Source organism: Propionivibrio sp. (assembly GCF_049316945.1).
Lineage (GTDB): Bacteria > Pseudomonadota > Gammaproteobacteria > Burkholderiales > Rhodocyclaceae > Propionivibrio.
Genome location: NZ_JBMOJE010000094.1, coordinates 1 through 20811, shown reverse-complemented (window position 1 = coordinate 20811; position 20811 = coordinate 1). Strand labels below are relative to the sequence as shown.

Sequence of the window (20811 nt, the reverse complement as noted above, 5' to 3'; positions counted from 1 at the left end):
TATTGGGCATCGCCCTGCTCTTCGCTGCCGCTGATGCGTTGTTGCAGCAGCGCATTGATGTCGCAGCGCGCACGCAATTGCGCAAGGATGAGGCGCTGCCGTTGCTGAAATCAATGCATGACTGGCTGCTGCGGGTTCGGGTGACGGTGGCCAATGGCGGGGGAACGGCGAAAGCCATCGATTACAGTCTCCGGCGCTGGACGGCCTTGAGCCGCTACGCCACAGACGGGTGCTTGCCGATTGACAATAACCCGGTGGAAAACATCATTCGGCCGATCGCGCTTGGCAGGAAAAACTGGCTCTTCGTTGGATCGGAACGGGCTGGTAAAAGAGCCGCCGCGATTCAGAGCTTACTCGCCACCGCCAAGCTCAATGGGCTTGATCCCCCCGCCTGGCTGCGTGAAACCCTGGAGAAGCTGCCTACCTGTCTCAACAGTCAGATCGATTCGCTGTTGCCGCTACGCAAGGAAGTGCTACAACAGATCGCGCCGTAAGGGTACGTGGGGGCGACGAGCGCTTACTCAACATGCACTTGTGGCCAGCCAACCTCAGGCGGAACGCCAGATCGATATCCTAAGAATGGCAAAAGAAATCCTCGTCGAAACCGCCAAGCGCCATCAGGGTATCGCGCCATAAAGCAAAGCGCCCGGAATGCCGGGCGCTTGTGTGATCTGAATCAAAGCGCTGAAATCAGAGAATCATCCCCGCCCCGACCGTGTTGTTGCTCGATTCGTCAATGACGATGAACGCTCCGGTACCACGGTTCTCGGCATAGCTATCGGCAAAGATCGGCTGGGCCAGTTTGAAACTCACTCTGGCGATATCGTTCATGGCCAGTTTTTCGGCGGTTTGATGTTCCATGGTATTGATGTCCATGCGGAACTCGATGCCGGCGAGCATGGCCTTGCTGTCGCGCGTGGTGTGGCGGATGAGGTACTTGCGGCGCGGGTCGAGTGGCGATTCGGAGAGCCAGCAGAGCATGGCGTCGATCTGCTTGGTGACTTTCGGCTGTTCTCCGGTCTTGACGATCATGTCGCCGCGCGAAATGTCGATTTCGTCGTCCAGCAGCAGGGTGATGGATTGTTCGGCGAACGCCTGGGGCAGCGATTGGGTGTTGATCTGGATGTCCTTGATGCGCGTTTCCCGTCCGGCGGGCAGCACGGTAACGGCATCGCCAATGGCCACCATGCCTGATTCGATGCGCCCCATGAAGCCGCGGTAATCATGCAGTTCGGGGTTGGCCGAATCCTGCGGGCGGCAGACGTATTGCACCGGGAAACGGAAACTTTCCTGGTGGTCGGCGTGCAAGGTGGGGACGGCTTCCAGCAGATCGATCAGCGTTGGCCCCTGATACCAGTCGAGCCGGTCGCCACGATCTACGACCATGTCGCCGTTCAGTGCCGACATCGGGATGAAGCGTACGTCGGCAATACCGAGCTTGGCGGCAAAGGCCAGGTAGTCGACCTTGATCCGCTCAAAGACTTCCTGCGAGTAATCGACCAGATCCATCTTGTTAACCGCAACGACGACGTGCGGAATGTTGACCAGATGGGTCAGGTAGGAATGTCGGCGCGTCTGCGTCAGTACGCCTTTGCGGGCGTCGATCAGGATGATCGACAGATCGGCGGTCGACGCGGCGGTGACCATGTTGCGCGTGTATTGCTCGTGCCCCGGGGCGTCGGCGATGATGTACTTGCGTGTGCCGGTGGTGAAGTAGCGATAGGCGACATCGATGGTGATGCCCTGTTCGCGCTCGGCTTGCAAGCCGTCGGTGAGCAGCGAGAGATCGATGGCTTCCATGCCGCGTTTTTTCGAGGTGCGCTCGATGGCGTGCAGGGTATCGGCAAGAATCGTCTTGGTGTCGAACAGCAGGCGGCCAATCAGCGTGCTCTTGCCGTCATCGACGCTGCCGCAAGTGAGAAAGCGCAGCAGGCCGTTGTCTTGAATTTCCATGGCAGGAATGTTTTCTATGGCGGACATCAGAAGTAACCTTCTTTCTTGCGTTGTTCCATTGACGCATCCGAGGTCTGGTCGTCCAGTCGCGTGGCGCCACGTTCTGTGATGGTCGTGGTTGCCGTTTCGGCGATGATCTTGGCGATGGTATCGGCATCCGATTCGACCGGCGCGGTACAGGTGATGTCACCAACCGTGCGGAAGCGTACCTGCACCGTTTCGATGGTGTCGCCGGCCCGGGCTGGCGTGACATCGGTGACTGGCAGCATGCCGCCTTGACGGCGAACTATCTGACGCCTATGTGCGTAGTAGATCGACGGCAATTCGAGCTGTTCACGCTCGATGTATTGCCAGACGTCGAATTCAGTCCAGTTCGAGATCGGGAAAACTCGGATGTTTTCGCCCTTGAAGCTGCGAGCGTTGTAGAGATCCCAAAGCTCGGGACGCTGGTTCTTCGGGTCCCACTGGCCGAATTCGTCGCGGAAGGAGAAGATGCGCTCCTTGGCGCGTGCCTTTTCTTCATCGCGGCGCGCACCACCGATACAGGAGTCGAAGCCGAATTCCTCGATGGCTTCGAGCAGCGTCACCGACTGATGCTTGTTGCGCGATTCATCCGCCGACTTGAGAACAACGGTGCCGCGTGCCATCGAGTCTTCGACCGAACGTACGATCAGGCGCTCGCCGAGTTCGGCGGCACGCTTGTCGCGAAAATCGGTGACTTCCTTGTAATTGTGACCGGTATCGATGTGCATCAGCGGAAAGGGGAACTTGCCCGGGCGGAACGCCTTCTCGGCAATCCGTAGCATGCAGATCGAGTCCTTGCCGCCGGAAAAGAGCAGCACCGGATTGCTGCACTGGCCAGCCACCTCGCGCATGATGTGAATGGCCTCGGATTCGAGCCAGTCGAGGTGGGAAAGGGTTGCCTGGGTTTGTTTCGTTTGAGCAGTCATCATTTAACTTTCAAGCTTTTTTAACATGCAATCCGCATTCCTTGGATTCCGGGTTCTCCCACCACCAGCGACCGGAGCGGACATCTTCTCCGGGGGTGATGGCCCGTGTGCAGGGCGCACAGCCGATGCTTGGGTAGAACTTGTCGTGCAGTGTGTTGTACGGCACTTTGTGGAGCGCGATATACGCCCACACTTCCTTTTCGCTCCAGTCGGCCAGCGGGTTGAATTTCTCCAGACCGTTGATCTCGTCGAAAGCGCGAACCGGCAAGCCGTCGCGCGTTGCCGACTGTTGCGCCCGCATGCCGGTTATCCAAGCATTCTGGCCGAGCAGCGCACGTTCCAGCGGTTCGACCTTGCGCATATAACAGCAGTCCTTGCGCAAATCAACGGACTCGTAAAAGGCGTTGATGCCGTTCTTGCGAGTGTAGGTTTCGAGCAGATTGTGGCGCGGGTAGTACAACTTGAGCGCCAGGCCGTAATGCCTTTTGACTTCGGCGATCAGGTCGTAGGTTTCCAGCGGCAGACGACCGGTATCCAGCGAGAAGATTTCGATAGCCACTTTGTCGCCGACAATCAGGTCGGTCAGCACCATGTCTTCGGCGCCGAGGCTGTTGGCGAAAACAGCCGGCGAGAAATCGGTGGCGATCTGGCGCAGCAGGCTGCGGGTTGCCGTTGTCTTGGCGGCGAGGGCGTCGATTAGCGCCGGGTCATCAAGATTGACATTGATAGTCATTGTTGTCCTCTAGGCGATACGGCGGCGGAAGAGCGGCTGCGGCTGGTCGACGGCGGCCTGGTAGGTTTCGCTGAAATCGCCCAGGCTGGCCAATGCCGCATCGATATCCTTGTCCTCGCGTAGCGCATAGGCATCGATACCGCAGCGCTTCATGTAGAACAGTTGATCCTGCAGCACATCGCCAAGGGCGCGGATTTCGCCACGATAGGAATACCGTTCCCGCAGCAGGCGGGCGGTCGAATAGCTGCGGCCGTCGGTGAACTTCGGAAAATTGACGCCAATGAAGGCAAAGTGTTCGAGGTCGCCGGCGATCGCTTCGGGTCCCTCGCTGCTATCCAGCCAGACGCCAAAAGGTTTGCTACGCGAGAGTAGTTGCTCACGGCGGGCGCGCCAAACGGCGAGCGGCACCACGAGCAGGTCGTCGGCCAGCAAGACGGACTCGGCCGTCTGGTCTTCGGCAAGCCGGAGGATCTGCCAGTGATCGTCGACGATTTGGTCGTTCTTGATGATCTTAGGCATTGGCGACTTTCGTAGTAACGTCGTTGGCTTCGGTTTTTGTTGCGCTGTTGGGTGATCTGCGCTTGTCGCGCCCGGCATAGGCGCGCAGCTTGAACGGTTCGACCCCGAGCCGGTGAAAGGTGTCGATGAAGCGTTCTTCGGGGGTGCGCTGTTCGATATAGACATTGATCAGCGCCTCGATGACCAGCGGTACTTCCACCGCATAGAAGGATGGGCCGATCACCTTGCCAATCGTCGTGGTGTTGCCCTGCTGGCCGCCGACGGTGATCTGGTACCACTCTTCGTTGTTCTTGTCGACGCCGAGGATGCCGATGTTGGCGACGTGATGATGACCGCAGGAATTCATGCAGCCCGAGATGTTAAGGGAAACGTCGCCAATATCGTAGAGGTAGTCGAGGTCGTCGAATTTCTTGTTCACGGCATCGGCAATCGGCACCGAACGGGCGTTGGCCAGCGCGCAGAGGTCGCCGCCGGGGCAGCAAATCATGTCGGTGAGCAAGCCGATATTCGGCGTTGCCAGTGCATTGGTACGGGCGATTTTCCACACCTCGTAAAGATCGCGCTTCCTGACATCGGAAAGCACCACGTTCTGTTCGTGGGTGATGCGCAGTTCGCCAAAGCTGAAACGTTCGGCCAGATCGGCAACGGCTTCCATCTGCACGTCGGTGATGTCTCCAGGGGCAACCCCCGGAGCCTTGAGTGAAAGCGTGATTGCGGCATAGCCCGGCACTTTGTGGGCATGCACGCTACGCTTGACCCAACTGGCGAAGGCCTTGTCGTCCTTGAGGTGAGCCGCGAACGAGAGGTCTTCTTCAGGCAGGTTATCGTAGCCGGGCGGCGAGAAATGCCGGGCAATGCGATCAAACTCGGCATCGGTCAGTGTCGTCGGGCCGTCCTTCAGGTGCGACCACTCTTCTTCTACCTGACGCGCGAACTCTTCAACGCCCAGCGCATTGACCAGTATCTTGATGCGCGCCTTGTACATGTTGTCACGGCGACCATGGCGGTTATAAACGCGCAGCACGGCATCGAGATAGGAGAGCAGGTGCCGGCGTGGCAGGTACTCGCGAACCACCTTGCCGATCACCGGCGTGCGACCGAGACCACCGCCGACAAAAACTTTGAGGCCAATTTCACCAGCCTCGCTGATGACCACTTCCAGCCCCACGTCGTGCGCGCGGATGACGGCGCGATCCTCAGCCGCCGCATTGACGGCAATCTTGAATTTTCGTGGCAGAAAGGCAAACTCCGGATGGAAGGTTGACCACTGGCGCAGCACTTCGCAATACGGGCGCGGGTCGGTCAGCTCGTCTGGGGCAACCCCGGCGAATTGATCGCTGGTGATATTGCGGATGCAGTTGCCGGAGGTTTGTACGGCGTGCATTTCGACACTCGCCAGTTCGCCAAGAATCTCCGGCGTCTCTTCGAACTTCGGCCAATTGAGCTGCATGTTCTGGCGGGTGGTGAAGTGGCCGACACTGCGGTCGTAGCGACGAGAGATTTCAGCCAGTTTGCGCAGTTGCGTCGCCGCCAGCATGCCGTAGGGAATGGCGATACGCAGCATCGGGCCATGGCGCTGGATGTACAGGCCGTTTTGCAGGCGCAAGGGGCGCAGTTCATCGGTGGATAGTGTGCCGGCCAGGTTGCGCTCGATCTGCCCGCGATACTGCGCAACGCGTTCGTTGATGATCTGTTGGTCAATGCTGTCATAGCGATACATGGGTGTTCCTTTATTCTTATGCTGCTTTACAACGTAATCAGTTTGCCGCCAACCAGCACCAGCATGGAGGCCAGGATGGGGCGCAAAAATCGTTCCGGCACTCTCGCTGAAGCGTGGCTTCCGAGCCATATTCCGGGTAGGGAGCCAAGCAGGAGACTGCCGAGCAACGACCAGTCGACGCTACCGATGGCCCAGTGTCCAAGCCCGGCGATCAGCGTTAGCGGAACAGCATGGGCCAGGTCGCTCCCGACGATACGGATGGCCGGGAGTTTGGGGTACAGGAAAAACAGTGCGGCAACCCCCAGGGCGCCTGCTCCGACCGAAGAAACGGTGACAAGTATACCGAGCAAAACGCCGATTGCGACGGTGAGTGGAGCCTGAAGTTTTGTATGCGCTGAATCCTCTGCATGATTAAGTGCATAGCGCTGGATTTTCTGGCGAAAAATGATTGCGCAGGCGGTAAGCAGCAAGGCCACGCCCAGTGAAATCGAAATGATGTGGGTTACCGCCGGGCTCTGTTTTGGCAGGTACGACAGCGCCCAGATGGTCAATAGGGAAGCCGGGATGCTGCCGCTGGCCAGCAGGCCGGTAATGTGCCAATCAACGTGCCCCTTCCTGGCATGGACGGTGGTGCCGCCGGCTTTGGTAATGGCGGCATAGAGCAGGTCGGTTCCGACCGCTGTTGACGGGTGGATGCCAAAGAGCAACACCAGCAAGGGTGTCATCAGCGAGCCGCCGCCAACACCGGTGAGCCCGACGATGGCACCAACAACAAAGCCTGAGAGGGTATAGAGCCAATCCATGGTGCGCTTCAATACTAAAGTGAGCGCATGGTATCAGCCGATGACTTGATCGAAAAAGACTATTCGGTTAGATTGTTAGAACTATTTGTTATTAAGAATCCAGATGAAGTTACAGCAATTGCGTTATCTCGTCGAAGTAGCTCGTTGTGGACTGAACGTTTCGGAGGCGGCCGAGGTGCTTTACACCTCGCAACCCGGCGTTTCCAAGCAGATCAAGCTGCTTGAGGACGAGTTGGGCGTGGTCGTTTTCGAACGCAACGGTAAACGACTCACGGCGATAACGGAACCAGGCAAGCGGGTGCTCGAAATTGCCGGGCGCATTCTGAGCGAGGCAGACAACATCAAGCGTGTGGGCGAAGAGTACGCCGGTGGCGATTCCGGCAGTCTGGTGATCGCCACCACCCACACCCAGGCGCGTTATGCCTTGCCGCTGGTGGTCAAAAGCTTCATCGAGCGTCATCCGAAGGTGCGTCTTTCGATGCATCAGGGTAGCCCGACCCAGATTGCCGAATGGACGCTCAAGGGCGAGGCGGATATCGCCATTGCCACCGAAGCCCTCGACCAGTATCCACAACTTGTCATGCTGCCCTGCTACCAGTGGGGGCACTGCGTTATCGCGCCGGACGGGCATCCCATTCTTGCCGAGCGGTCAATTACGCTCGCTTCACTGGTGCGTTGGCCACTGATTACCTACGATCCGGCGTTTACCGGCCGTTCGCTCATCAACAAGGCTTTCGAGCGTGCGCAACTGACACCTAATGTCATCCTGGCGGCCATTGACGCCGACGTAATAAAAACCTACGTGAATCTCGGACTCGGGCTCGGCATCATCGCCCGCATGGCTTATGACCCGGTGCGCGACCAAGGTTTGCAGGCGGTGGACGTCGGTCATCTGTTCGGCTCGAATACGACACGTATCGGCTTGCGGCGAGGCACTTACATCCGCCAGTACGAATACGATTTCATCGAGCTGTTCGCCTCACAATTATCGAAAAAGGCCGTCGACATGGCGATGGCCGGTACAGGAGCAGACGATGAATATCAACTTTAAAGCGGCAAGCCGGCCACCCAGGGGCGTTCTCGCCCGTATCCTGACCATCATTGTCGGTTTGCTGGTGCTGGCAACGGCCTTCATGTTCTCGCTGGTATTTTTTGCCGTTGTCGCGGTTGCCGGCCTGGTCTTCTGGCTCTATTTCTGGTGGAAGACGCGTGCCTTGCGCAAGCAGATACGTGAGCAGATCAATGCACAGATGGGCGCGCAGGCAAATCAACACCAGGCTTCCGAGCCCGGTTCGGGCGGCGAGATCATCGAGGGCGAAGCAGTGCGGGTGGTTGAAGAGCGGGGCAGGCTAAGCGAGTAAGGTGCTACGTCGCTCTGACGGCGGCATCATCCAGGCGTGGTTGATCGGTGCGCCATGGGCCTGAACATATTCCCTTCAATAGCCTGAAAGCCTTATGGATAAACGATCTTCAGGCCACATGCCTGAATCGCCGCGTATTCATTGGCTCGCAGGCAATCGTGTTCGCAGATCGCCTGTTAGTGCGGCCGGTAGCAGCGTTCTTCAGTCCTGTGTTTGCGGGGTGTGACTGCGCACCCAAGGAACATACGCTACATCCACCTGCAAAATGTGGTTGGAGAACCAGCCGTAGATCAAGTATTGAACTTTGCTGGCAATCTCGTCGAGAGAGAGTTGTCTGGCGTCATCGAGCAACTTGATCAACAGGTCCTTGAATTGGGCATGTAGCAGTTTGTGCGCGGCCAGGTCCGGGTATTTCAGCGCTTCGAGCATCTGCTCTTCCGCACCAAAATGATCCTTCACATAGTTGTTGAGCATGACCAGGGTTTTCATCACACGGATCTGGTCGCCGTTGCCGGCGAAAGTGCCTGCCAGGTCGTACAACTGTTTGTGCTGGCTGTCGATCATGGGCAGGCCGAAAACGAGTTTCTCCGACCATTGAGCCAGTTGAATATCCATGGCTATTTCCTTTCTCACGTACGCGGATTGTTCCATATCAATTTGATTCAATGATGCGAAATTGACTTCGATAATGCCAAATGGCCAGTAGTTCCCGGGCACGGTTTTTCAATGGCGATAGCGGAGCGATACGAAAACGGCAAAGGTCAGGGAGTTGGTAATCACTGATGTACCACTGATGTACCAATTGCAAATAAATTGGCATGCTTGCATTTTTGCGATCCCTTAGCACTGCTGGTTGCCGGATTTGCTGGGCAACGATGAGCAGCACCGCTGGCGAGCGGCTTTCTACCGCCTGTTACCGGATATCAGGCCTGCAGGGCAGGCGTGCGGTAGCCATCGATCACTTGCAGTATCTGCGCGAAGATTTTCGGCGTGCCGGCGATCAGGTTGCCGGTCTTCATGTAGCTTTCGCCGCCTGAAAGATCGCTGACCAGACCGCCTGCTTCAGTGATGAGCAGGCATCCTGCGGCGATATCCCAGGGCGCCAGGCCGAATTCCCAGAAGCCGTCGAGGCGACCACAGGCCACGTAGGCCAGGTCGAGCGAGGCAGCTCCCGGACGGCGCATGCCTGAGGTGCGTTGGGTGAATTCCTTGAAAATCTTCATATAGGCGTCGGAGTGTTCAAAAACGCGGTAGGGGAAACCAGTGCCGAGCAGCGCGTCTTCCAGTTTCAGACATTTGGTGACACGAATCCGGCGTTCGTTCAGAAAGGCGCCGCCGCCCTTGCTGGCGGTAAACATTTCATTGCGCGTGGTGTCGTAAACAAGCGCCTGATTGAGTTGCCCTTTGTAAGTCAGGCCAATTGATACAGCGTATTGCGGGAAGCCGTGGATAAAATTGGTGGTGCCATCGAGTGGATCGATAATCCACTGGTAATCGCTGCCTTCTCCTTCGCCGACGGTCTGCCCCGACTCTTCTGCTAAAATCCCGTAATCTGGATATGCCTCACGCAACACTTGGATAATGGCGGCTTCAGCGGCTTTATCGACTTCCGTGACATAGTCGTTTTGCTGCTTGGTCGAAATCTTGAGGTGTTCGATATCTTGCGAGGCGCGGTTGATGATCTTGCTGGCGGCGCGTGCTGCCTTGACCATGATATTCAGAGCTGGATGCATGAAGTGTCTTTTAGAAATCCGATGGGCGGCCAGTGCTTGCTGGTTCCGCCCGATTCGTTTGTGGAATCGCACATTTTAATATGAACCTGCCCTCTGCGTCTCATTCTCCAGCGTTGCCTCGGGATAGCCGGCTCGACAGAATCCGCATCGTGCTTTCGCATACCAGCCATCCAGGCAATATCGGCGCAGCGGCGCGGGCGATGAAAACGATGGGGCTATCGCGGCTGACGCTGGTCAATCCCAAATGCTTCCCGGATGCCGAAGCGGTGACCCGTGCCGTCGGCGCCGACGATATTCTGCAACGAGCGACGGTTTGCCAGAGTCTTGACGCCGCCTTGGCCGATACGGTTTTCGCTGTCGCCATTTCAGCGCGCCAGCGTAGCCTTGGCCCGGAACCGATGCAGGCGCGGCAGGCGGCACCCGAAGTTCTGGCCCTGGCTGCCGGTGGTGACGTGGCGCTGGTGTTTGGCAACGAGACTGCCGGGCTATCCAATGCCGAAGTGCAGCGTTGCCAGCGCACCGTCTTCATTCCCGCCAATCCTGAATACACCTCGCTCAACCTTGGTTCGGCGGTTCAGTTGCTGTGCTATGAACTTCGTCTGGCGGCTTTTGACGGAAGTCCTCCGGTAGTCACCAAGGCCATTCCATTTGCTTCGCCGCTAGCGACCAATGATGATATCGAGCGCTTCTACGCGCATCTTGAACGTATCATGATCGCCACCGAATTCCTCGATCCGCAGCAGCCAAAGCGGCTGTTGCCCAAGCTGCGCCGCCTTTTCGGACGTTCTGAACTGGAGCGCGACGAGATCAACATCCTGCGCGGCATCCTCGACGCCGTGGAAAAAAAGATCGGCCAATAAAGATCAGGCCGTGAAACTCGATTGAAAATTTCGATCGAGAATGTTGATTAAAACAGTCGGGTATTATAAAATTGTCCATTTGAGAACTATGGAGAATCCATTCAATGTTTAGCCGCCTGCGCGAAGACATCCGCTCGGTTTTTGACCGTGATCCCGCTGCCCGTACGGCATGGGAGGTGCTGACCTGCTATCCGGGCGTGCATGCGTTGATCATGCATCGCCTGTCGCACTGGTTTTGGATGCATCGGTTTCTCTGGCTTGGCCGCCTGGTTTCCCATCTGGCGCGTTTCCTTACCGGGATTGAGATCCATCCGGGAGCAACTATCGGAAGGCGCTTTTTCATCGACCACGGCATGGGCGTGGTGATTGGCGAAACGGCAGTTGTTGGTGACGATGTGACGCTTTATCACGGGGTAACGCTCGGTGGTACGTCGTGGACCAAGGGCCGGCGCCACCCGACGCTGGAAAATGGCGTGGTAATTGGTGCCGGGGCGCAAGTGCTCGGGCCGATTACCGTTGGCGCCCGAGCCAAGGTTGGTTCCAACGCCGTGGTGGTCAAGAACGTTCCCGCCGGAACCACGGCGGTTGGCAATCCGGCGCGCATCATCGATACCGAACAGGCGCAAAAGCGTGAGGAGAAGGCCGGTCAGATGGGTTTTTCGGCCTACGCCCTGGCGGGTAATCAGGACGACCCCCTGGCCAAGGCCATTCATGGCTTGCTTGACCATGCGGTAGAAACCGACCGCAGAATCGAAATACTGCTCAGGAAACTTGAAGGTAGCGGCGTCAGCGTTGAAGACGAACTGGCAACGGCTGACAAGTTCGATCCAAAATACCTGAGTAAAATAGTTGACTAATTTATGGAACTTTTTTCTTAGTTGACAGAACTAATCAAGTATTAACAAGGAGGTACTATGAAACTGACAACCAAAGGACGCTTTGCGGTTACGGCGATGATTGATCTGGCGCTACGCAGTGGTGACGGCCCGGTGACACTGGCCGGTATCAGCGAGCGGCAGAAGATTTCGCTTTCTTATCTTGAACAATTGTTTGGCAAATTGCGCCGCTACAGCCTGGTCGATAGCGTGCGTGGTCCCGGAGGCGGATATTGCCTGGCACGACCTGCGCTGCAGATTACCGTCGCTGACATCGTTCGAGCCGTCGATGAACCGCTTGACGCAACCCAGTGTGGTGGTAAAGAAAATTGCATGGACGATGAACGTTGCATGACCCACGAATTGTGGGCCACGCTGAATACCAAAATGTACGAGTATCTGACCTCGGTTACGCTGGCCGATCTTGTCGATAAGCAAATAACGGCAATGGGTGGTGATGTGTCGGTTCTCAAGGATGCGCGGCGGAGTCGGTCGGGTTCGCGCGCCAAGACAATGGCGGCTTTTGCCTGAAAACCATGTTTGCACCGGTCTATCTCGATCACAACGCGACCACCCCGCTTGAACCGCTGGTGCTGGAGGCGATGTTGCCCTGGCTTTCAGCGCAGTTCGGCAACGCATCTAGCCGGCATGAGTACGGTCGGGCGGCGCGGCGGGCGATCGACGAGGCACGCAGCAAAGTGGCCTCGGCAATTGGCGCACATTCCACGGAAGTCGTATTTACCAGTGGCGGGTCGGAAGCGAACAACCTGTTCATCAAAGGTGCCGCGGCTTGCATCAAGCCCGGCCTGCTGGCGGTGAGTGCAATCGAACATCCCTGTGTGATCAAGCCAGCCGAACAACTGGCCAGACGCGGTTGGTTGCTGCAAGAACTGGCTGTCGATGCCGACGGGCGGGTCGAAGCGCAGAATTATCAGGCAGTAATGGCGCAAAAGCCGAAACTGGTTTCGGTGATGCTCGCCAACAATGAAACCGGTGTGTTGCAGGATATCTCAACGCTGGCTTCTCAAGCCAGGGCGGTTGGTGCATGGTTTCACACCGACGCGGTGCAGGCGGTCGGGAAGGTTGAGCTTGATTTTCGCAGTTTGAACGCCGCAGGTGTCCATGCGTTAACCATTTCGGCACACAAGCTAGGCGGCCCGAAGGGTGCGGCAGCGCTTGTGCTCGATAAACGTGTTGAGCTTGAACCGCTGATTGCCGGTGGCGGACACGAACGCGGACTTCGTTCGGGAACCGAGAACGTCGCGGCCATTGTCGGATTCGGTGTCGCCTGCGAATTGGCCGTGAGCCAGACGGCGAACCAGACTCCTCGCTTGCTTGCCTTGCGCGGACAATTAGAAAGTGGATTACGTGAAATGGGCGCAACGCTGTTCGGTATCGGTGCCGAGCGTTTGCCGAATACAGTGTATTTTTCCCTGCCCGATGTGGATGGCGAGACCTTGGTCGGTCAACTGGACCGTGCCGGTTTTGCGCTAGCCAGTGGCGCCGCCTGTTCAAGCGCCAATCCGGAGCCGTCGCATGTATTACGGGCGATGGGTGTGGCACCGGAACTGGCACGCAACGCTGTGCGTATCAGCCTGGGTTCAGCCAACACGGCAGGGCAAGTGAATGATTTGTTGAAAACGTTGCAGATGACGGTGTCCAGATTGCAGCGATTGACCGCCATTGCGGTTTAACCCATGAACGATGAACCATTCAACAATTCGGAGCCAGATGAATGCTGAACCTGCCGATCTATCTTGATTATTCGGCAACCACGCCGGTCGATCCGCGCGTCGCGGAAAAAATGATCCCCTATCTTGTCGGAAAATTCGGCAATCCCGCTTCGCGTTCGCATGCCTTTGGCTGGGAAGCAGAAGCAGCGGTCGAAGAGGCGCGTGACGAAGTCGCCAAGCTGGTCAATGCCGATCCCAAGGAAATCGTCTGGACTTCGGGTGCAACCGAGTCGAATAACCTGGCCATCAAGGGTGCAGCTCACTTTTACTCGGGCAAGGGCAAGCATGTCATTACCGTCAAGACCGAGCACAAGGCCGTGCTGGATACCTGTCGCGAGCTTGAGCGCGAAGGCTTTGAAGCCACCTATCTTGATGTCAAGGACAACGGTTTGCTTGACCTCGATGTCTTCAAGGCGGCACTGCGCCCTGACACCATTCTTGTTTCGGTGATGTTCGTCAATAACGAAATCGGCGTCATCCAGCCGATTGCCGAAATTGGCGAGATCTGTCGCGAGAAAGGAATTATTTTTCACGTCGATGCGGCACAGGCGACTGGCAAGGTGGTGATCGACCTGGCGAAACTGAAGGTCGATCTGATGAGTTTCAGTGCCCACAAGACCTACGGCCCGAAAGGCATCGGCGCGCTTTATGTCCGGCGCAAGCCGCGTGTTCGTCTGGAAGCACAGATGCACGGCGGTGGCCATGAACGCGGTTTCCGTTCGGGCACGCTGGCCACGCACCAGATCGTCGGCATGGGCGAGGCTTTCCGCCTGGCGCGTAAAGAAATGGGCGTCGAGAACGAGCGTATCCGCATGCTGCGCGACCGCCTGCTCAAAGGACTTACGGACATCGATCAGGTGTTCATCAATGGCGACATGGAGCATCGTGTTCCGCACAATCTGAACATCAGCTTTGCCTATATCGAAGGCGAGTCGATGCTGATGGCGATCAAGGATCTGGCCGTCTCGTCCGGTTCGGCCTGCACTTCGGCCTCGCTTGAACCATCGTATGTGTTGCGCGCCCTGGGCCGCGATGATGAACTGGCGCACAGCTCGATCCGCTTCACCCTTGGCCGTTTCACCACGGAAGAAGAGATCGATTACGCGATAAAACTGCTGCACGAAAAGATCGGCAAATTGCGCGAACTCTCGCCTTTGTGGGAGATGTTTCAAGAGGGCGTCGATCTGAGCACGGTCCAGTGGGCAGCGCACTGATAACGGTTTGAAGGAGATTTATCATGGCATACAGCATAAAAGTTCTCGATCATTATGAAAATCCCCGCAACGTCGGTTCCTTCGGCAAGGATGAACAGGGCGTGGCGACGGGTATGGTTGGCGCGCCGGCCTGCGGCGACGTGATGAAACTGCAGATCAAGGTCGGCAAGGACGGTATCATCGAGGATGCCAAGTTCAAGACTTATGGCTGTGGGTCGGCAATTGCCTCGTCTTCTTTGGTAACAGAATGGGTCAAGGGCAAGACCATCGATCAGGCGCTGACTATCAAGAACACCCAGATTGCCGACGAACTGGCTTTGCCCCCGGTAAAGATTCACTGTTCGATCCTCGCTGAAGACGCGATCAAGGCGGCAGTCGCCGACTATAAAAAGAAGCACACCGAGTAACGCGGAACAAACGGGCATGGCTTTGCAAGGCGCCCCAATTTATGAAAGTCATGCCCGTTTCCCTCACCCCCGCCCCCTCTCCCAGAGGGCGAGGGGAGGTTCGTGAGTCGCTAGCGCGACTTCCACGTTAATCTACAAAAGAAGGAGATATTGCAATGGCGGTTACGCTTTCCGAAAAAGCGGCAAAACACGTTGCCGACTACATGGTCAAGCGCGGCAAGGGTATTGGCCTGCGCCTGGGGGTCCGCACCAGCGGTTGCTCGGGTGTGGCGTACAAACTCGAATTTGCCGATGTTGCCGAGCCTGATGACGTCGAGTTTGAGTCGCATGGCGTCAAGGTTCTGATTGATGCGAAAAGCCTGCCTTACCTTGATGGTACGGAACTCGACTACACGCGTGAGGGTTTGAGCGAAGGTTTCAAGTTCAATAATCCGAACGTCAAGGATGCCTGCGGCTGCGGTGAAAGCTTCAATGTCTGATGGCCTGGCAGGACGGTTTCTTGCCCGGTCTTCGCTTGACCGTATGCGCGCATTCACGCGCCGCTAGAACATGGATTTCAACCACGATCATTTCGCGCTGTTCGAGTTGCCGCGAACCTTCCGGCTCGATGCGGCGGCGCTTGATGCGCGTTATCGCGAAATTCAGGCGCAGGTGCATCCAGACAAGTTCGTTCATGCCGGTGAAGCGGATCAAAGGCTTTCGCTGCAGTGGGCAACGCGCATCAATGAGGCTTACCAGACGCTGAAGAAACCGCTGCCGCGTGCCAAATATCTGCTGCACCTTGCCGGCCAGAATATCGGTGCCGAGAACAATACGGCGATGCCGATGGATTTTCTGATTGATCAGATGGAGTGGCGCGAGGCGGTAGCGGAAGCACGCGCAGCCGGCGAACATCATGAACTCGAGCATCTGCATCATCGTCTGATGCGCGATATAAGCGAACGTTACGACGAACTCGCCATGTTGCTTGATGAGCAGCACGATCACGTGCAGGCGGCTGACCGTGTGCGCCGACTGATGTTTCTGGACAAGCTGCTGTTCGAGATCGACGACGCCATGGCGGCGCTCGAAGAGCGATAAGAGTAACAACGTTAGGAAATCAACCGTTCATGGCCCTTTTGCAGATAGCAGAACCGGGGGAGTCAGCCGCGCCGCATCAGCACAAGCTGGCGGTCGGGATCGATCTCGGTACCACCAACTCGCTCGTTGCCACCGTGCGCAACAGCATCTCGGTCGTCCTGAATGACGAATTCGGGCGGCCGTTGTTGCCGTCCGTCGTCCGTTATACGGCTGACGGTGTGGCAGAAGTCGGCTTCGATGCACTGGACAAGCAGGCGCGTGATCCGCGCAACACCATCGGTTCCGTCAAGCGCTTCATGGGGCGCGGCATCAAGGACATCGCGCATCGCGACTCGATGCCCTATGATTTCGAAGACGCTCCGGGCATGGTTCGTCTGCATACCGTTGCGGGCATCAAAAGCCCGGTCGAAATTTCGGCCGCTATTCTCAGTACCCTGCGCTTGCGTGCCGAAGCAGCGCTTGGCGGTCAACTGGTCGGTGCGGTGATCACCGTTCCCGCCTATTTCGACGACGCACAGCGCCAGGCCACCAAGGATGCAGCCAAGCTCGCCGGGCTTTCCGTCTTGCGCCTGCTCAACGAGCCGACGGCGGCAGCCATTGCCTACGGGCTGGATAACGCGGCGGAGGGTGTTTATGCCGTGTATGACCTGGGTGGCGGCACTTTTGACATTTCCATCCTCAATCTTTCAAAAGGCGTTTTCGAGGTGTTGTCTACCGGTGGCGATTCGGCGCTCGGCGGCGACGACTTCGATCAGCGTATCTTCTGCTGGATTCTCGAAGCGGCCAAACTCAAGCCCTTATCCATTGAAGATTCCCGTCTGCTCCTGAACCGCGCCCGTGAGGCCAAAGAATACCTGACGCCCCATGGTGTCGCGCCGATCACGGCACGGCTGAACAGTGGCGAAGTGGTCGATCTGAAGCTGACCACCGAAATCTTTACCGAGATCTCGCAAACGCTGGTTGCCAAAACCATTCAGCCGGTCAAGAAGGCATTGCGTGATGCCGGCTTGTCCGTTACTGACGTCAAGGGTGTGGTTATGGTCGGCGGCGCCACGCGTATGCCGCAGATACAGCACGCGGTCGGTCAATTCTTCAAGCAGGAACCGCTTAACAATCTTGATCCGGACAAGGTAGTCGCTCTGGGTGCGGCAACACAGGCCAATCTGCTGGCCGGAAACCGCGTTGCCGGAGACGACTGGCTGTTGCTCGATGTCATTCCCCTGTCGCTCGGGCTTGAAACGATGGGCGGTCTGGTCGAAAAGATACTTCCGCGCAACTCGACGATTCCGGCGGCGCGGGCGCAGGAATTCACCACCTTCCGGGACGGCCAGTCGGCACTGGCGGTTCATATCGTGCAAGGCGAACGCGAACTGGTTGCCGATTGCCGTTCCCTGGCGCGCTTTGAATTACGGGGCATTCCTCCGATGGTGGCCGGTGCGGCACGCATTCGCGTGACGTTTCAGGTTGATGCCGATGGTTTGCTATCGGTTTCAGCGCGCGAACAGACATCGGGAGTCGAAGCCAGTGTTACCGTCAAGCCTTCCTACGGATTGTCCGACGACGAGATCGCCAGCATGCTCAAGGATTCCATGGCGCATACCAGGGACGATGCCCTCAGGCGTGCGCTGAAGGAAGCGCAGGTTGAGGCACAGCGCCTGATTGAAGCCGTTCAGTCAGCACTGAAAAGCGATGGGGATCTGCTGGCAGAAGAACAAAAGGCAAAAATCGAGGCTTTCATCGTCAAGTTGCAGACTTCGGCACTTGGCGACAATCGCCGACATATCACGCTGGCCATGGACGATCTCGAGGCTGAGACCAAGGATTTTGCTGCCCGGCGCATGGATAAATCAATCCGCCGCGCTTTTGCCGGAAAGACCATCGATGATCTTGAGACTGACTCGAATTCAACGAAGAGCATGGAAGAACCCGCATGACCCAGATCATTGTTCTGCCGCATATCGAGCTGTGCCCGGAGGGGACCGTGATCGAAGCCAGGGAAGGGGAGTCCATCTGCCAGAACCTGCTCGAAAACGGCATTGCCATCGAGCATGCCTGTGAAATGTCGTGCGCTTGCACTACTTGCCACGTCATCGTTCGCGAAGGTTTCAATGCCCTTGAACCTTCAGAGGAACTTGAGGACGATCTGCTCGACAAAGCCTGGGGTCTGGAACCGAATTCCCGTCTGTCGTGTCAGACCATCGTCAACGAAACACCCTTGGTGATCGAGATTCCGCGTTACTCGATCAACATGACCAAGGAAGGAAAAAGATAGAAAATTCAGCGACAGGAGATGCAAGGATGAAATGGACTGATATCAACGATCTTGCCATCGAGCTTTCCGAAGTTCATCCCGAGGTCGACCCGCTGAAAATCAACTTTGTCGATCTGATGAACTGGGTTATCGCCTTGCCTGATTTTGACGACGAAGCCAAACATTGCGGCGAGAAAATCCTGGAGGCAATCCAGCAAGCCTGGATTGACGAGGTGGCATGAAGCCGGATGATTTCGGAGGCGTTCAGCGCAATGTTCTCGGCGGACCGCTTGGCCTTTGCAGCGACAAACCCCTGACCGGTTTTTTCCGTGACGGGTGCTGCAATACCAGCGAGGAAGATGTTGGCAACCACACAATCTGTGTGGTTCTGACCGAAGAGTTTCTTGAATTCTCCAAGGCGCGCGGCAACGATCTCTCTACACCCCGTCCTGAATTTGACTTTCCCGGGCTTGCTGCCGGCGACCGCTGGTGCCTGTGCGCTGCTCGCTGGCGAGAGTCCTTGCAGGCCGGTAAGGCGCCGCGCGTCGTGCTCAGTGCATGCAACGAAGCATCGCTTGAGATCGTCAGCCTTGACGATCTCAAGCGTTACGCGATTGATCTGAACTGAATTGTCTTTGAGAGCAGTCTACGAAGTTTTCGAGCTTCCCGACTGTAGCGCCTGGATCAACTGGTCGCGCCATTCGAGCATGCTTCCTTCCGCCAGTTCCTGCGGCGCGCTGGAATGCAGCTCCGAATAATCGGCGTAGATCATGCCCAAGAGCTTTCCTTCGCTCAGGAGGGGGAGCATTACAAAAGATCGGGCACCGACCACCTCGGAATACCACTCTGGAACCAGCTTCACGTAGGTTGGCGAGCGAACATCGGCAATGAACATGTCGGTTTTGCGCGCCATGATGGCACGGAACAGATCCGGCTTTGGACCATAACAGCGGAATTTTGCGGTAACCTGGCTCGCATTTTTCCCTACCCCGGCAATCGCAATCAGGCCGGACGAACTGTCTGGCAGGCAAATCAGGGTGTGGTCAAAATTGTATTTATCGTGAATGAGGCGCAGAACTTGCTGGATCACCTCAACCGGGGTTCGTCCGCCAATGCTGTTGCTATCCTGAGTCAGGCGATCACCTGACGAGAGCATGTCCAACACCCGCTCGGAGGCTTTGCGTAACAGTGTGCGGGCCTGATCCACATTGCTGGGGAAGGCTATTTCGGCAAGAAGGGCATCGGTGTCGAGCAGGCACTTGTCGATCAACTCACGGATCTCGACTTCCTTGAGGTGAAGGGCGCCCCGGAAAAATTCGATTTCACGGGCGATCTCGATCTTCTCCCGGTTATCCGGCAGGCGGAAGAGGGCATCAGTCACGCGCCGACAAAACGAGGAGCACAACTGGTGCCATGTCAGCGCATTGGCTGCAACGCGCGGCGGGGCCTTGCCGATATCAGGCGCCAGGCTGTTCTGGAGAACATCCGGAAGGCACCAATGGCGGGCGATGGCGGCGCCGATATTATCGAAACTGATGCCCAGTGTCTCCAGCACAGCTTCGTCTTCGGTAATATTTTTCTCGGCCTGAAGTGCGCGGCTCCGCTCGATATCTTCATACAGATAATAAGTTGCCATCATGCGGCCAAGATTTTGCATGAGGCCGCAAACCTGGGCTTCCTGGGCACTGAAGCGCGGTGCGTTGAGCCGGGTGATTTCGCAGGCCAGAGTGCCGCAGAAATAAGCGGCAACGATTTCGGCGTGCAACTGATTTGACTGGGGTTTGTTCGACAGGGAGCCAAGCAGGGCCAACGACAGGGCGACAGACTTAACAGTATTCAGCCCGAGAACCATCAAGGCCTGATCGATGGTTGAGACATTGCGACCGCCACGCGCATTGCGGCTCGAATTCGATATTCGCAACAGCTTCGAGGTTAGCGCTGCATCACGCAGGATGGTGGCGGTAATTTCACGCGTGCCACCGTCAAGATCATCGCCAAGGCGGCTGATAGTCTGAACCGATGCGCCCAAGCCGGCGAAGCCAGGGCTGCTATCCATGATCTTCAGCAGTCTTGTGATGGTAGATTGCTTTTCGTCTTCCATGAACTGAACCTCTCTTCAACTGTAGTCATTACCTTGTCGCAAAGAAACCCGAAATTTGTTCCGATAACGTATCAACGGTAATCCTGCGTTCTTATCAGGTTACTGTCTGATGAACTCAGGCAACGATGTTCCTTGATATTTATCGTAGCAGAAATGTGGCGAGGTACACACCAAGGAAAACCAAGAGAAATCATCTGGCATTCCCCGTTTGTGGCGTGGTTATTCGGGCGACTCCCGAGAAGTCAAGTACCCGCCGGACGTAGTGCTGCGTTTCAGGGAACGGCGGAACGCCGCCATAACGTTCCACCGTACCTTCGCCAGCGTTGTCGGCTGCCGCGACCAGCTTCTGGTTTCCGCCGAAACGGTTCTGCAACCACTTAAGGTTAGCAAGGCCGCCTTTGATGTTCTGATCCGGATCAATGGGTTGTTGTACGCCAAAACTCTCCTGAGTATCGGGTATGAGTTGTGCGCGGCGCCGTGAAACTACCATGAATTCGGCAACTTGAAAGTGCCAGTGG

General features: G+C 56.9%; 25 protein-coding genes. 15 read left to right on the top strand and 10 right to left on the bottom strand.

Annotated features, from left to right (window positions below; genetic code table 11):
- Positions 1–494 (top strand): IS66 family transposase (locus ACOYNV_RS18625; protein ID WP_422901304.1); only part of this gene is annotated, 494 nt, incomplete at its 5' end.
- A 196-nt stretch (positions 495–690) separates the two neighbouring features.
- Here the strand turns inward: ACOYNV_RS18625 and cysN are convergent.
- Genes cysN through ACOYNV_RS18595 form a run of 6 tightly spaced genes read right to left on the bottom strand, consistent with a single transcriptional unit; the run spans position 691 to position 6678 of the window.
- A complete protein-coding gene (gene cysN, locus ACOYNV_RS18620; RefSeq protein WP_422901303.1) occupies positions 691–1980 on the bottom strand; it encodes a sulfate adenylyltransferase subunit CysN in 1290 nt (429 codons plus the stop codon).
- Complete coding sequence (gene cysD / locus ACOYNV_RS18615) at positions 1980–2903, bottom strand: sulfate adenylyltransferase subunit CysD (protein ID WP_422901306.1); 924 nt, start codon at positions 2901–2903, stop codon at positions 1980–1982. Before cysD ends, cysN begins: the two co-directional genes overlap by 1 nt.
- Before the next feature lie 10 nt (positions 2904–2913).
- Positions 2914–3636 carry a phosphoadenylyl-sulfate reductase gene (locus ACOYNV_RS18610; protein ID WP_422901302.1) on the bottom strand — a complete coding sequence of 241 codons (723 nt, stop codon included), beginning with the start codon at positions 3634–3636 and terminating at the stop codon, positions 2914–2916.
- A 9-nt stretch (positions 3637–3645) separates the two neighbouring features.
- The gene (locus ACOYNV_RS18605) at positions 3646–4155 is read right to left on the bottom strand and encodes a DUF934 domain-containing protein (protein ID WP_422901301.1); all 510 of its coding nucleotides are present in this window, start codon (positions 4153–4155) and stop codon (positions 3646–3648) included.
- Positions 4148–5875 carry a nitrite/sulfite reductase gene (locus ACOYNV_RS18600; RefSeq protein WP_422901300.1) on the bottom strand — a complete coding sequence of 576 codons (1728 nt, stop codon included), beginning with the start codon at positions 5873–5875 and terminating at the stop codon, positions 4148–4150. The genes ACOYNV_RS18605 and ACOYNV_RS18600 overlap by 8 nt, the downstream gene beginning before the upstream one ends.
- Before the next feature lie 26 nt (positions 5876–5901).
- The gene (locus tag ACOYNV_RS18595) at positions 5902–6678 is read right to left on the bottom strand and encodes a sulfite exporter TauE/SafE family protein (protein WP_422901299.1); all 777 of its coding nucleotides are present in this window, start codon (positions 6676–6678) and stop codon (positions 5902–5904) included.
- A 103-nt stretch (positions 6679–6781) separates the two neighbouring features.
- Between ACOYNV_RS18595 and cysB the strand changes: the two genes are divergently transcribed.
- Complete coding sequence (gene cysB, locus ACOYNV_RS18590; RefSeq protein WP_422901298.1) at positions 6782–7729, top strand: HTH-type transcriptional regulator CysB; 948 nt, start codon at positions 6782–6784, stop codon at positions 7727–7729.
- The gene (locus ACOYNV_RS18585; RefSeq protein WP_422901297.1) at positions 7713–8039 is read left to right on the top strand and encodes a hypothetical protein; all 327 of its coding nucleotides are present in this window, start codon (positions 7713–7715) and stop codon (positions 8037–8039) included. The genes cysB and ACOYNV_RS18585 overlap by 17 nt, the downstream gene beginning before the upstream one ends.
- A 201-nt stretch (positions 8040–8240) precedes the next feature.
- On the opposite strand, the gene ACOYNV_RS18580 is transcribed toward ACOYNV_RS18585, so the two are convergent.
- Positions 8241–8654, bottom strand: coding sequence for a bacteriohemerythrin (locus tag ACOYNV_RS18580; protein ID WP_422901296.1), 414 nt, complete (start codon positions 8652–8654; stop codon positions 8241–8243).
- A 308-nt stretch (positions 8655–8962) separates the two neighbouring features.
- Positions 8963–9772, bottom strand: coding sequence for an inositol monophosphatase family protein (locus ACOYNV_RS18575; protein WP_422901295.1), 810 nt, complete (start codon positions 9770–9772; stop codon positions 8963–8965).
- Positions 9773–9852: 80 nt separating this feature from the next.
- Between ACOYNV_RS18575 and ACOYNV_RS18570 the strand changes: the two genes are divergently transcribed.
- The 12 genes from ACOYNV_RS18570 to ACOYNV_RS18515 all read left to right on the top strand — a co-directional run bounded on the left by ACOYNV_RS18570 (position 9853) and on the right by ACOYNV_RS18515 (position 18820).
- Positions 9853–10632 carry an RNA methyltransferase gene (locus tag ACOYNV_RS18570; protein ID WP_422901294.1) on the top strand — a complete coding sequence of 260 codons (780 nt, stop codon included), beginning with the start codon at positions 9853–9855 and terminating at the stop codon, positions 10630–10632.
- A gap of 104 nt (positions 10633–10736) precedes the next feature.
- Positions 10737–11489 carry a serine O-acetyltransferase gene (gene cysE / locus ACOYNV_RS18565; RefSeq protein WP_422901293.1) on the top strand — a complete coding sequence of 251 codons (753 nt, stop codon included), beginning with the start codon at positions 10737–10739 and terminating at the stop codon, positions 11487–11489.
- A gap of 57 nt (positions 11490–11546) precedes the next feature.
- The gene (iscR, locus tag ACOYNV_RS18560) at positions 11547–12038 is read left to right on the top strand and encodes a Fe-S cluster assembly transcriptional regulator IscR (RefSeq protein WP_422901292.1); all 492 of its coding nucleotides are present in this window, start codon (positions 11547–11549) and stop codon (positions 12036–12038) included.
- A 5-nt stretch (positions 12039–12043) separates the two neighbouring features.
- Positions 12044–13201 (top strand): cysteine desulfurase family protein, encoded by a 1158-nt coding sequence (locus ACOYNV_RS18555; protein ID WP_422901291.1) that lies wholly within the window; start codon positions 12044–12046, stop codon positions 13199–13201.
- Between the two features lie 44 nt (positions 13202–13245).
- Positions 13246–14454, top strand: coding sequence for an IscS subfamily cysteine desulfurase (locus tag ACOYNV_RS18550; protein ID WP_422901305.1), 1209 nt, complete (start codon positions 13246–13248; stop codon positions 14452–14454).
- A 23-nt stretch (positions 14455–14477) separates the two neighbouring features.
- On the top strand, positions 14478–14861 hold the full coding sequence (gene iscU / locus ACOYNV_RS18545; RefSeq protein ID WP_422901290.1) for a Fe-S cluster assembly scaffold IscU: 384 nt from the start codon (positions 14478–14480) through the stop codon (positions 14859–14861).
- A 155-nt stretch (positions 14862–15016) separates the two neighbouring features.
- On the top strand, positions 15017–15340 hold the full coding sequence (gene iscA / locus ACOYNV_RS18540) for an iron-sulfur cluster assembly protein IscA (RefSeq protein WP_422901289.1): 324 nt from the start codon (positions 15017–15019) through the stop codon (positions 15338–15340).
- Between the two features lie 70 nt (positions 15341–15410).
- The gene (hscB, locus tag ACOYNV_RS18535; RefSeq protein ID WP_422901288.1) at positions 15411–15941 is read left to right on the top strand and encodes a Fe-S protein assembly co-chaperone HscB; all 531 of its coding nucleotides are present in this window, start codon (positions 15411–15413) and stop codon (positions 15939–15941) included.
- A 29-nt stretch (positions 15942–15970) separates the two neighbouring features.
- Positions 15971–17875 (top strand): Fe-S protein assembly chaperone HscA, encoded by a 1905-nt coding sequence (gene hscA / locus ACOYNV_RS18530; RefSeq protein ID WP_422901287.1) that lies wholly within the window; start codon positions 15971–15973, stop codon positions 17873–17875.
- Complete coding sequence (gene fdx / locus ACOYNV_RS18525) at positions 17872–18213, top strand: ISC system 2Fe-2S type ferredoxin (protein WP_422901286.1); 342 nt, start codon at positions 17872–17874, stop codon at positions 18211–18213. The genes hscA and fdx overlap by 4 nt, the downstream gene beginning before the upstream one ends.
- A gap of 26 nt (positions 18214–18239) precedes the next feature.
- Positions 18240–18434: a Fe-S cluster assembly protein IscX gene (iscX, locus tag ACOYNV_RS18520; RefSeq protein ID WP_422901285.1), complete on the top strand. Its 195-nt coding sequence runs from the start codon at positions 18240–18242 to the stop codon at positions 18432–18434.
- Complete coding sequence (locus ACOYNV_RS18515) at positions 18431–18820, top strand: DUF2237 family protein (protein ID WP_422901284.1); 390 nt, start codon at positions 18431–18433, stop codon at positions 18818–18820. The genes iscX and ACOYNV_RS18515 overlap by 4 nt, the downstream gene beginning before the upstream one ends.
- An 18-nt stretch (positions 18821–18838) precedes the next feature.
- Here ACOYNV_RS18515 and ACOYNV_RS18510 read toward each other — a convergent pair whose 3' ends face one another.
- Together ACOYNV_RS18510 and ACOYNV_RS18505 are read right to left on the bottom strand one after the other, a co-directional pair.
- The gene (locus ACOYNV_RS18510; RefSeq protein ID WP_422901283.1) at positions 18839–20248 is read right to left on the bottom strand and encodes an HDOD domain-containing protein; all 1410 of its coding nucleotides are present in this window, start codon (positions 20246–20248) and stop codon (positions 18839–18841) included.
- A 235-nt stretch (positions 20249–20483) separates the two neighbouring features.
- A partial coding sequence (locus tag ACOYNV_RS18505; protein ID WP_422901282.1) for a lytic transglycosylase domain-containing protein occupies positions 20484–20811 on the bottom strand: 328 nt, incomplete at its 5' end.